Origin of the sequence: Arcobacter ellisii (assembly GCF_003544915.1) — a bacterium.
Classification (GTDB): Bacteria; Campylobacterota; Campylobacteria; order Campylobacterales; family Arcobacteraceae; genus Aliarcobacter; species Aliarcobacter ellisii.
In genome coordinates, this window is the sequence record NZ_CP032097.1 from 1 (window position 1) to 12334 (window position 12334).

Annotated in this window: 12 protein-coding genes; 6 read left to right on the top strand and 6 right to left on the bottom strand. The window is 27.6% G+C overall.

All coding sequences use genetic code 11. The features are described 5' to 3' along the window. From dnaA to gyrB, 3 genes are all read left to right on the top strand, one after another. Nucleotides 1-1317, top strand: coding sequence for a chromosomal replication initiator protein DnaA (dnaA, locus tag AELL_RS00005; protein ID WP_118915964.1), 1317 nt, complete (start codon nucleotides 1-3; stop codon nucleotides 1315-1317). Nucleotides 1318-1485: 168 nt separating this feature from the next. Beyond that, on the top strand, nucleotides 1486-2556 hold the full coding sequence (dnaN, locus tag AELL_RS00010) for a DNA polymerase III subunit beta (protein WP_118915965.1): 1071 nt from the start codon (nucleotides 1486-1488) through the stop codon (nucleotides 2554-2556). Between the two features lie 29 nt (nucleotides 2557-2585). Beyond that, nucleotides 2586-4907: a DNA topoisomerase (ATP-hydrolyzing) subunit B gene (gene gyrB / locus AELL_RS00015; protein WP_118915966.1), complete on the top strand. Its 2322-nt coding sequence runs from the start codon at nucleotides 2586-2588 to the stop codon at nucleotides 4905-4907. A gap of 33 nt (nucleotides 4908-4940) precedes the next feature. Here gyrB and AELL_RS00020 read toward each other — a convergent pair whose 3' ends face one another. Continuing rightward, nucleotides 4941-5942: an NAD(P)-binding domain-containing protein gene (locus AELL_RS00020; protein ID WP_118915967.1), complete on the bottom strand. Its 1002-nt coding sequence runs from the start codon at nucleotides 5940-5942 to the stop codon at nucleotides 4941-4943. A 139-nt stretch (nucleotides 5943-6081) separates the two neighbouring features. Here AELL_RS00020 and queF point away from each other — a divergent pair, with 139 nt between their 5' ends. The 3 genes from queF to AELL_RS00035 all read left to right on the top strand — a co-directional run bounded on the left by queF (nucleotide 6082) and on the right by AELL_RS00035 (nucleotide 7724). Beyond that, nucleotides 6082-6459 carry a preQ(1) synthase gene (queF, locus tag AELL_RS00025; protein WP_164967202.1) on the top strand — a complete coding sequence of 126 codons (378 nt, stop codon included), beginning with the start codon at nucleotides 6082-6084 and terminating at the stop codon, nucleotides 6457-6459. Nucleotides 6460-6469: 10 nt separating this feature from the next. Beyond that, complete coding sequence (locus AELL_RS00030; RefSeq protein WP_118915969.1) at nucleotides 6470-7081, top strand: DNA-binding protein; 612 nt, start codon at nucleotides 6470-6472, stop codon at nucleotides 7079-7081. A 235-nt stretch (nucleotides 7082-7316) separates the two neighbouring features. Next, the gene (locus AELL_RS00035) at nucleotides 7317-7724 is read left to right on the top strand and encodes a YqaA family protein (RefSeq protein ID WP_118915970.1); all 408 of its coding nucleotides are present in this window, start codon (nucleotides 7317-7319) and stop codon (nucleotides 7722-7724) included. A 27-nt stretch (nucleotides 7725-7751) separates the two neighbouring features. Here the strand turns inward: AELL_RS00035 and AELL_RS00040 are convergent, their stop codons facing one another. The 5 genes from AELL_RS00040 to AELL_RS00060 are packed head-to-tail and all read right to left on the bottom strand — an operon-like array spanning nucleotide 7752 to nucleotide 12308. Beyond that, nucleotides 7752-8138: a 4Fe-4S dicluster domain-containing protein gene (locus AELL_RS00040; RefSeq protein WP_118915971.1), complete on the bottom strand. Its 387-nt coding sequence runs from the start codon at nucleotides 8136-8138 to the stop codon at nucleotides 7752-7754. 60 nt (nucleotides 8139-8198) lie between these two features. Further along, entirely contained in the window at nucleotides 8199-9455 is a 1257-nt protein-coding gene (gene clpX / locus AELL_RS00045) for an ATP-dependent Clp protease ATP-binding subunit ClpX (protein WP_118915972.1), read from the bottom strand. Further along, a complete protein-coding gene (locus AELL_RS00050; protein ID WP_118915973.1) occupies nucleotides 9448-10272 on the bottom strand; it encodes an SIR2 family protein in 825 nt (274 codons plus the stop codon). The genes clpX and AELL_RS00050 overlap by 8 nt, the downstream gene beginning before the upstream one ends. Continuing rightward, on the bottom strand, nucleotides 10265-10789 hold the full coding sequence (locus AELL_RS00055) for a thioredoxin domain-containing protein (RefSeq protein ID WP_118915974.1): 525 nt from the start codon (nucleotides 10787-10789) through the stop codon (nucleotides 10265-10267). The genes AELL_RS00050 and AELL_RS00055 overlap by 8 nt, the downstream gene beginning before the upstream one ends. Next, nucleotides 10779-12308, bottom strand: a complete 1530-nt coding sequence (locus tag AELL_RS00060) for a sigma 54-interacting transcriptional regulator (RefSeq protein ID WP_118915975.1) — start codon at nucleotides 12306-12308, stop codon at nucleotides 10779-10781. The genes AELL_RS00055 and AELL_RS00060 overlap by 11 nt, the downstream gene beginning before the upstream one ends. Nucleotides 12309-12334: the final 26 nt, after the last annotated feature.

The following is a 12334-nucleotide window of genomic DNA, read 5'->3' on the forward strand; positions in this document are numbered from 1 at the left end:
ATGACAAGCAAAGATTTTTTAACAATTATTCAAAAAGAAGCAAACAAAGTAGACTATGAAAGATACCTAAAACAATTGGTATATAAAAAAGTTTCTTCTGATGAAAAAATTGCCATTTTTGAAGTAAATAACAAGTATATTGCCTCTTGGATAAAGAGCAAATTTACTGGGTTAATTCAACACTGTTTTGAAATTTATGACGGCTCAAAACCATCTATTGAAATAAAACTTGCTGGAGAAAAAAAATCTAAAAAAGATATTATCTCTGAAAAAGTTAAAAATGAAACTGCCGAAAGTACGATACTTAATCCATCTTATACATTCGATTCATTTGTTGTAGGACCTTCAAATCAAATGGCTTATAACGCTTCACTAGCAGTTGCAAACAAACCAGGAACTCAATACAATCCACTTTTTATTTATGGTGGAACTGGACTTGGAAAAACTCACCTTTTACAAGCAGTTGGAAATCATGCAATTGAAAAAGGTAGCACTGTTATTTACGTAACAATTGAACAATTTATGAATGATTTTACTTTTTCAATCAAAAATAAGAATATGGAACATTTTAGAAACAAATATAGAAAATGTGATGTACTTTTAATAGATGATATTCAGTTTTTAAGTGGAAAAGAACAAACTCAAGAGGAGTTTTTCCACACATTTAATGAACTTCATAATGCAAAAAAACAAATTGTGATGACAAGTGATAGACTTCCATCACAAATTGCTGGGCTTGTTGATAGATTAAAATCACGATTTGAGTGGGGATTAACAGCAGATGTTCAAATTCCAGGACTTGAGACAAAAATCGCAATTATTGAAAAAAAATCAGAACTAAATGGAATTCATTTAAGTAGAGAAATAGTTAATTTTATAGCAACAACTTTAGATAACTCAATTAGAGAAATAGAGGGTGTTTTAATAAGAATTAATGCAAGTGCTTCTTTACTTAACCAAGAAATCACTCTTCCAATGGTTCAAGGTCTTTTAAAAGAGCAAATAAAAGAGACAAAAGAGAATATAAAACTTCCAGATGTTATAAATATTGTTGCAAATCAATTAAATATTAAACCAAGTGATATAAAATCTAAAAAAAGAACTGCAACAGTTGCAAATGCTAGAAGAATCGTAATTTATCTTGCACGTGAGTTAACACATAACTCAATGCCAGATATTGCAAAGTTCTTAGGAATGAAAGATCACAGTGCAATTTCGCACAATATAAAAAAAGCAAATGAATTAATTGAAAAAGATGAAAACTTTAAATTAATCATTGAAAATTTAAAAAATAAAATCATAAATAAGGAGTGGTAAAAGCTTTAAAATTAAAAAGTTTTAAAGACTTATGTGAAAAGATGTGAATAGATAATAAATTCTAATCACTTGTAAAAGTCCTATTTTACAGTGTTTGGAAATCTATTTTCATCTTTTCACATAGACTACTAATTCCACTAATTAAATAAGAAAATATAGGAGAGAAAAATGAGGTTTGTAATCACAAAAAATGTTCTTGAAAATGTTATAGCTTCTATGCAACCTTTTTTAGAAAAAAAAGATTCTAGTTCAATAACATCACATATTTATTTAGAAATTAATAATTCTAAATTAATCATCAAAGCAACTGATTATGAAATTGGTCTAGAATCACATATTGATAATATTACAGATCCACTAGATGGAAAAACAACAGTAAATGGTTCTAACTTATTAGGTATTATTAAAAGATTAAAAAATGAAGAGATTATTTTAGAAGCTACAAATAACAATTTAGTAATTAAACAAAATAAATCAACTTTTAAATTACCAACTTATGATGCAAATGAATTTCCATCTCTTAATAAATCAGAAAATTTAAAAGACTTATCAATGTCAACAATTAATTTTATTAATTCTATTAGAAAAATTACACCTGCAATTGATACAAATAATCCAAAATTTGAATTAAATGGTGCTTTATTAGATATTAAAAGTCAAAAAATTAATTTTGTTTCAACTGATACAAGAAGATTAGCAGTTTCTTTTTTACAAAATATAAACAATGATGAAACACAATTTATCATTCCTAAAAAAGCTATTATGGAAATTCAAAAACTATTTTTAGATGAAGCAAAAATCTCTTATGATGACACAAATTTAGTTATCTCAAATGAACATACTAAATTTTTTACAAAATTAATAAACGGAAAATTCCCAGATTATGAAAGAATTATTCCTACAACATTAAAATACAATTTCCCATTACCAAAAAATATGTTAGTTGAATCAATTAAACTTGTAACATCACTTTTTTCAAATATCAAAATCACATTTAATTCTAAGTCAATAATTTTTGAATCACTTGATGAAGATAGTGAAGCTAAAACTCAAATTGATATAGATCTAAATATTGAAAAAGAGTTTTATTTAGCTGTTAATGCTAAATATTTATTAGACTTTTTAAGCATGTCAAATAATGAAAAAATCAAAATTGGATTTAATGAATCTAATTTACCATTTTTATTAGAAGATGATAAATTTTTTACTATTGTAATGCCAATAGTTTTAGAAAAATAATTTTATAAAGAAAAGTAAGGAAATCTATAATGAGTCAACAAGAATACGGCGCTAATAATATTAAAGTTTTAAAAGGGCTTGAAGCTGTAAGAAAAAGACCAGGAATGTATATTGGTGATACAAACACAAATGGTTTACATCACTTAGTATATGAAGTAGTTGATAACTCTATTGACGAAGCTATGGCTGGTTATTGTAAAAATATTAAAATCACAATGACAAAAGATCATTGGATTAAAGTAGAAGATGATGGAAGAGGAATTCCAACAGCAATTCACGAAGGAGAAGGAATTTCAGCTGCAACTGTTGTTTTAACAGTTCTTCACGCAGGTGGAAAGTTTGATAAAGATACTTATAAAGTTTCTGGTGGACTTCACGGGGTTGGTATTTCTGTTGTAAATGCATTATCAAAACACTTAAAAATGACAATTTATAGAGAAGGAAAAATTCATTATCAAGAATTCAAATGTGGTATTCCTCAAGGTCCATTAGAAATTATTGGAGATAGTCCTAGAAAAACTGGAACTACTATTGAATTTTTAGCTGATGATTCTATTTTTGAAGTTACAAGATATGAATTTGCTGTATTAGCAAAAAGATTTAGAGAAGTTGCATACTTAAATTCATTTATTTCAATTACACTTGACAATGAAATTACAAAAACTAAAGAAGTTTACCATTTTGAAGGTGGGATTAAACAGTTTGTTGAAGATTTAAATAAAGATACTGCAATTTGTGATGCAGTTTCATTTAATGACAATATTGATGGTGTTGAAGTTGATATTGCTGTTATGTATAATGATACTTATGTTGAAAAAACTTTATCTTTTGTAAATAATATTAGAACTATTGATGGTGGAACTCACGAAGCTGGATTTAAAGCTGGACTTACAAGAAGTATTGTTAAATACTTAAATGAAAACGGTGCAGCAAGAGAAAAAGATACAAAAATTACTGGTGATGATGTTAGAGAAGGTTTAATTGCTGTAGTTTCTGTAAAAGTTCCAGAACCTCAATTTGAAGGTCAAACAAAAAGTAAATTAGGTTCATCATATGTAAAACCAATTACTCAAAAATTAACTGGTGATGCTTTAGATAAATATTTTGAAGAAAATCCACAACAAGCAAAAGCTATTATGGAAAAAGCTTTAATGGCTGCACGAGGACGTGAAGCAGCCAAAAAAGCAAGAGATTTAACTAGAAAAAAAGATGCTATGACAGTTGGAACACTTCCAGGTAAACTTGCAGAGTGTCAAAGTAAAGACCCAGCAATTAGAGAATTATATCTAGTTGAGGGAGATTCTGCTGGAGGTTCAGCAAAACAAGGAAGAGATAGAGTTTTCCAAGCGATTTTACCACTAAAAGGTAAGATTTTAAATGTTGAAAAATCTAGACTTGATAAAATTTTAAAATCTGATGAAATTAGAAATATGATTACAGCTTTAGGTTGTGGAATTGGTGAAGATTTTGATGAAGAAAAAATCAGATATCATAAAATAATTATCATGACAGATGCGGACGTTGATGGTAGCCATATTCAAACTTTATTATTAACATTCTTCTTTAGATTTTTAAGACCAGTTGTTGAAAAAGGTTATTTATATATTGCTCAACCGCCTTTATACAGATATAAAAAAGGTAAAAATGAGACTTATTTAAAAGATAATACAGCTTTATCTAACTTCTTAATTGAAAATGGTTTAGAATCATTTACTTTTGAAGGATTAGGATACAACGACTTATTAGATTTATTTAAAATTGTTTCAAAATATAGAGCAATGTTAGAACAACTTGGAAAAAGATACTCTTTACTTGAAGTTTTAAAACATCTAATTGAAAACTCTGATTTAGTTAATCTTGATTTTGCTTCATTATATGAAAAAATTAAAACTTTCTTAGATGATAAAGGTTATAACATCTTATCTAAAACTGTTCTTGAGGATAAAATTCAACTATTTGTTCAAACAAATGAAGGTTTAGAAGAGTTAATTATTGATGATGAATTATTTGCATCACCATATTTTAGTGAAGCAAGTTATATTTTTAATAAATTATCTGAAAGAGATTTATCAGTATTTGAAGGTAGAGATTTATTAGATATTTTAGATGAAATCGAAACTTTAGCTAAAAAAGGTGCATATATCCAAAGATATAAAGGTCTTGGAGAGATGAACCCTGAACAATTATGGGAAACAACAATGATTCCAGATAATAGAAGACTTTTAAGAGTTAAAATTGAAGATGCAGAGATTGCTTCTGATACGTTTACTCTATTTATGGGTGATGAAGTAGAACCTAGAAGAAACTATATTGAAGAGCACGCAAAAGACGTTGAACATTTAGACGTTTAATTTTTAAAAAGCATAGTTTATACTATGCTTTTTTTATTTTGAAAATTTTTCTGTAAAAGAAAAAATCTCCCCTCTTTTTCTTAAAATATTATTTACAATATGATAGCCATGATTTAAAGCAATAGCAATTGAACCACCACTTGCAAAAGCAATATCTCCAGCTACATATACATCTTTAGCTGTTGTTTCTTGATGTTCATCAAATATAGGTTTTAAATCTTCATCTACTTCGATTCCACAGGCTTTTAAGAAATCAACAGGTGTTGTTCCTCCAATTGCATAAATTATTCTGTCATAAATAACACTAAAACCATCATTGAATGTTACTTTTACTTTTCCCTCTTCATTTTCTAAAGATTCAATATCTGTATTCATTCTAAGTCTAAGTTTTTCTTCCCCATTATATTTGTTTAAAAGGTCTTCATTTAGGTCGTTTAGTCTTGTAAAAGTTGGTTTTCTATAAACCAAAGTCACATTGTTATTTTGGTCAGCTAAATGATAAGCATATTCAGCTGCACTATTTCCTCCACCTACAACTAATATTTTTTCATTTGATGAACATTTATCTAAGTTAAAACCAACTTGTGATTTTATTGAAGGAGGTATTTTATAATCTGGTTTATTTGGTTTTCCCATTTTACCAATAGCTACAATTGCATTTTTTGTTTGAATAATCCCTTTTGATGTATGAACTTCTAATAAATCTGTTTCTTTATTTCTTATAATCTTTTCAACTTCTGTATTAAATATGGAATCAATCTTTTCATTATCTAATAAATCATTAAAATAATCCAATGTTGTCTCTTTTGTTCCATCAAAAAAATCTACATTTCCTTGTAAAGTTATAACTTGACCTTTATAATCCTTATCAACTCTTTTATTATCTTTATAAAATTTTCTTATAGTATTTGAATGATTTTCAGTTTTTTCAATTAATAATATATTACCTATTTTATGTGCAGATGCTTCAATAGCACAACCAATTCCTCCAGGTCCTCCACCGATAATTACAATATCATAAATTTTATCTTTCATATAATTCTCTTTTTTATAATTTTAATAGCAAAAAATTATACTTTAAATAATTAATTTTTTCAATATGTAACACTTGTAAGGCAATTTTCGATAAAATGGGCAAAAATTTATATTTATAAAGGTTATAAAAGATATGGAAATTAAATATGGTGAAAAAGAAATTTTAGAATTTGATATAAACAATGAAGTGAATTTTTGGCCAAATGAACATGATAAAAATTATATAATTGATATTGAACTACCAGAATTTATGGCAAAATGTCCAAGAAGTGGTTATCCAGATTTTGCAACAATCAAAATACAATATACTCCAAATAAAAGAGTTATCGAATTAAAAGCTTTAAAAATTTATATTAACTCTTTTATGAATAGATATATTTCACATGAAAACTCTGCAAATGAAATTTTTGATACTTTAAATAGTAAATTAGAGCCAAAATGGCTTAAAGTTATTGCAGACTTTAAACCAAGAGGAAATGTACACACAGTTATTGAAATAGATAGTTCAAAACTATAGGAATTTAACCTTGGAAAGATTAGTAACTACTTCACAAGCTGCTGAGATATTAGGCTTATCTTTACAAGGGATACATTATCGTATTAAAAAAAATCAATTAAAATCAATTAAAAAAGATGGTAAAGTTTTTGTTTATGTTGATGATACAAATAAAGTATATAAACAAGAAGAAAAAATAGAACCAGTTAAAGAAGAAAATAGTTTTAATAATTTTAATGCGGTAATTGAAGTAAAAAATGAACAAATAGAACTTTTGAAAAAATCAATGAAATGGATGAAAAAACAGTATATTTCAGAGATTTTTAGACTTGAAAAGAATCAAAAAAGAATAATCGAAGTTTTTAATTCTGAAATTCAATTGCTTCAAAGCGCATTTAATGAAATGCGTTCGATTTATAAACCTCAAATAGAACAAAAAATGGAAGAAAAAAGAGAAAAAAACAGTAGTGGTTTTTTATCTTTAAAAGATTTTTTTATTTTAATGAAAAGAGGAAATAAAACAGAACAAGAGATAAAATTTACTATTTTTAATGCAATTAAAAAAGGTGATAGAAGATTTATTTATAACAAAAAAGAGAAAAAGTTGTTGATTTTAGATACAAATTTTGAGGATTTGATTTAATTTTTGCAAAAAAAAAGAGTACTTTTAAAAGTACTCTTCTCCAGATACCTAAACACAACACTAATAAAGGTGCCTTGCTATGTTCCCATCCTGGGGCGTTGTCTTTAGAAATGCTTGAAAAGGTCTAAAGAAGAGCATTCAAAATACCAAAGTATTCTCAATGTTCCTCTTTAAGGGTTGCAATTATAACTTAGCAATCTTTAATTTATACTAAAATTTTTATAAAAAGAGTTGTATGACATATTTAATACTATTTTTTTCAGCTTTTATCTCTGCTACACTTTTTCCTTTAGGAAGTGAAGCTTTATTGATTTATGATATAAAAGAGGGATATAACATCTATTTATTACTATTTTTTGCCACTTTAGGAAATAGTTTAGGCTCAATATTAAATTATTATCTTGGATTAAAAGGTGAAGAGTATTTAATAGAAAAAAAGCTTTTAAAAGAAAAATATATAGATATTTCAAAAAGGTATTTTGATAAATATGGATTTATAACGATTTTGTTTTCATGGTTACCAATAATTGGTGACCCAATTACATTTATTGCAGGTGTTTTAAAATACGATTTTAAAAAGTTTGTGATTTTAGTGATTATTTCTAAATTTTCTAGATATTTATTTATAGCTTTAGTAGTTTAAAACAAAGGAAAAACCTTTGTTTTAATATTAGAAATCAGATACGTTAGCGTGAGCTTCTCTTGTAGCCATTGTGATATCAGCTCTAAATTTTTGTTCTTTAACTTCTGGAAGCATTAAACCTTTTGATTTATGTTCTCTAATTTTATATTCACCTTTTTCATTTCCACTTAAATAGTAAGAATTAAAGTCAACTGTATAAGGCATATCCCAAACAATTGCACCCTCCGTTGGACATGCTTCTGCACATCTTGGAGAATCAGCATGGTCAACACACTCAACACATGATTCAGGTTTTACATATAAAATCCCGTCTTTTGGATTTTTTTCATTTCCATCTGGTAATATAGCTGCAACTGGACATTCAGAAGCACAGGCCTCACAGCTTATACATTCTTCTGTAATTTTAACTGCCATTTTCTATCCTTTTTTATAAAAATATAAAAATTACGTTGCAAAAGCTATTCCATTCTAAAATTAATTAACTATTTTTTTAAATAAAATCTCTTTTGTTGACTCTTGAATGTCATTATTTTCTTTATAAACTAATTCAATATCTTTTTCTTTGTCTATATACTCTTTTGTAATAATACATTTTTCTAAATTATCTTCAGAAGGAATAATGTATTGTAAAGGAAGCATTATATTTTCTATAATACCTCTAAGTCCTCTTGCTCCAACATCTTTTTCATGTGCAATTTCAGCAATTCTTTCAAGTGCTTCATCTGTAAATATAAGTTCAACCCCATCAAGCTCAAATAAAATTTCATACTGTTTTGTAATTGCATTTTTAGGCTCTTTTAAAACTCTTATTAAATCTTCTTTTGACAATTTATTAAGTTCAGCAATAACTGGGATTCTTCCAATAAATTCAGGAATTAAACCAAAAGATATTAACTCTTTTGCTTCAATTGCTTTTTTATTTTCTTGAATATCTTCTTTTTTCAAAAATCCCATTTTAGGAGCTTTTTTACTTTTTTTGTGGCTATCATCTTCTCTTAAACCAACAAAGGCTCCACCACAAATAAATAAAACATGAGTTGTATCAAAAAGAATTGTTTCTGCACTAGAGTTTTTTCTACTTCCTTTAACTGGAACATAAACTTCAGCACCTTCAAGGATTTTTAAAAGTCCTTGTTGAACACCTTCTCCTGAAACGTCTCTTCCACTTGTTGAACTCTCACTTTTATTTGCAATTTTGTCTATTTCATCGATATAAACAATTCCTCTTTTTGCTTTTTCTACATCAAAATCAGCAGCAGCTAAAAGTCTTGAAAGTATTGATTCTACATCTTCTCCCACATAACCAGCTTCAGTTAAAGCTGTTGCATCTGCAACTGCAAATGGAACATCCATAATTCTTGCTAAACTTTTAGCTAGTAGTGTTTTTCCAGAACCAGTTGGTCCGATTAGCATAATATTTGATTTTTCAATTTCAACATTTTTAACTATTGGTTTATCAATTCTTTTATAGTGATTATATAAAGCAACAGCTAGAACTTTTTTTGCTTCAAGTTGCCCAATTACATAATCATCAAGATGTTCTTTTATTTTAACTGGAACACTAAGTCCTTTTTGGAACTCTTTTTTATTATCTTTTATAAGTTCTTTTTCTAAAACTTTTGCACACATAGTTACACATTCATCACAAATGTGAGCCTCTTCGCTAGAGAAGATTTTTTTTACTTCTGTTATCTCTTTTCCACAGAAGTCACAATTATGTATTTCACTCATGGCTTTTTATAAACTCATTAATACCCATATTTAACGATGTCAAATTATGAGTTTTAATAAATTTATCCTCTTTTTTAGTTAATTCATCTTTATTAAATAAAACAATTCCACTTTTTAGATTTATAGTTATTTCATTAGTAACCATTCTAAAAGTATCCCTTGAAAAATCAACACCTAAAAATAGATACTCTTTATTTTTTCTATACTCTTTTAAAATTTCAGGCATTGCATAACCACCCATGGCTTCAGTTAACCAATCCACAAAATCAGCGTCAGAGATAATAAAATTCATTTCAGGTTTAGTTGAACCCATTGGTTTAAATAAAATTGGTAAATCTAAAGTTAGTTTATCTTTTTCAACTCTTGTGTAAGTTTTTGTTTCAACATCATAAAAATAGATAAGGTATCTATCCCAATCAGCTGTGATTCTTGAAACACCTGTAATTAAGAAGTGATTAGTATCACTATAAATTTTTTGTAAGCTATCATCCATATTTGTATCGATAACATATTTTGGTTTTAAAGTTGCTAACCATTTGTATGTATCTGGGATTTCATACTCTTTTGAAGAGTAGATAAAATTTGCCATTTGAACAATGAAATCTCTACCTTTTCTTTGTTCTAAACTCATAGCAGCTCGGCTATACTCATACATAAGTCTTGGACTCATGGCTCTTCCATTATTCAATGCTAAAATCATTGAATCGCTATCATAAGGAAGGCTACTTCCGTCCTTACATTTCGTATCTTCAAATATTCCCATTCCTAAAAATGGAATAAGTTCTCCACTTTTTATCTTCTCAACTATACTATCCATGACATCCTGCTCCTGTGTATGACTGATAGACTTTGTTTAGTTCAACCCTTATTCTTTCTATGTTTAAAGGCTTTTCTAAATCATTAGGCATATCAATATGATAAACAGCACCATCTTTACCAATTAAAAAAAGTGCCTTTGTTAATCTGTTTTCCAAAGTACCACTTACAATTTTTGTTCCGTACATAGAAGCAAACTCTTCATTTACATCAAATATAGGAATTATTTTTTTAAATTGGTAAGGAATATTAAATTCCTTGTTAAAAATAATATAAGTAAAAATATCAACTTTTGCGTCATTCATAAACTCATCAAACATAATAATTTCATTTGAAAATTCCTCAAAAGAAGGGAATGACATGAATATTTGGATATTTCTATTTGGACTAGCTTTTTTTATTTCAATCTCATTTTTATTTATATCAATTGCTTCAAAATTTTCAGCCATATAACCAATATCTATAAAATCATCAGTTAATTCCATCTCTTCATTTTTATATATTATTTTAGATTTCATATTTTTTTATTTTATACCCAATTTGTCTAAGAGTTATTCCTAACTCATCTGCTGCTTTTGAATGATTATAGTCATTGTTCTCAAGCGCCTCAATAATTGCCTCTTTTTCCATATCATCTAAAGTTAAAGTTCTTTTTGAAATAGGTTTATAATCACTTTTTAATTTTTGGTCATTTAGTGCTGGAAGTAGTAATAACATATCATATTTGCTAATTCCCTCTTCATTCCCCATAAGTACAATTCTTTCAATTGTATTTTCTAATTCTCTTACATTGCCCGGCCACGGGTAACTACAGAGCGCTTCCATAGCTTCATCTGTTATGGTTACCATCTTTTTATGATTTTTCATCGAACGTTCTAAAAAGAAGTTAACAAGTTGTTTTATGTCATCTCCTCTTTCTCTAAGTGGTGGTAAATCAATAGGAATTACATTTAATCTATAATATAAATCCTCTCTAAATTTTCCATCTTTTACCATTTGTTCAAGATTTCTATTTGTTGCAGCTACAAGTCTAACATTTACTTTTATTGTTTTACTTCCACCTACTCGTTCAAACTCTCTTTCTTGTAAAACCCTAAGAAGTTTTACCTGAGCTGAAGCTGAAATATCACCTATTTCATCTAAAAACAGAGTTCCACCATCAGCAAGCTCAAATCTTCCTTTTCTTGTCTCTCTAGCATCTGTAAAAGCACCTTTTTCATGTCCAAAAAGTTCACTTTCAAGTAAAGTATCTGTAATTGCTGCACAGTTTAGTTTAATAAATGGTTCATCTTTTCTATTACTTCTTTTGTGAATAGCAGCTGCAACTAACTCTTTTCCAGTCCCAGTTTCTCCTCGAACCAATACAGTAACATCTGATTGGGCAATTCTTTGAATTACTTTGAAAACTTGTTGCATTTTTGGACTATCTCCAATAATATCCCCAAAGTTATGTACTTTTGAATCCCACTCCATTTTATAGTAAAGTTTTAACTCTTGAAGTCTCTCTTTTTCTTTTTTATTTAATTGAAAAGAGTAGATTGTTTGTGCAAAAATTGAACTTACAATTGTAAGAATCCTAACTGTATCATCAAGTTCAATTTCAGCTGTTTTTGTTATAACTGTTCCTAAAACACCAATAGCAACATTATCAATCATCAAAGGAACTGCTACATAAGATTTTCCATTAAAATCTCTTTTTCCTGATTTATTTAAAAAAAGAGAATTATTATGGATATTTTCAACAACTACTGGTTCTTTAGATTCTATTACCATTCCAGTTACACCTTCACCAACCTTATAAGTTGATAAAGTTTTTTGGAACTTAGATAATTCAATTGAAGCAAAAACATTTAGAATATCATCCTCTAAAATATGTACAACACAATTGTCTAAATTCAAACTATTTTTTAATACCCTCATTGATTTTTCTAATGAAGTTTGTAAATCATAGTGATTTGAAATAATAGAAGATATTTCATAGAGTGTTGTTAGCTCTCTAATAGTTAGACAGCCCATACAGGCAGATTTATCAAACATTATGCCTCCTTTTAATATTTTTCTTG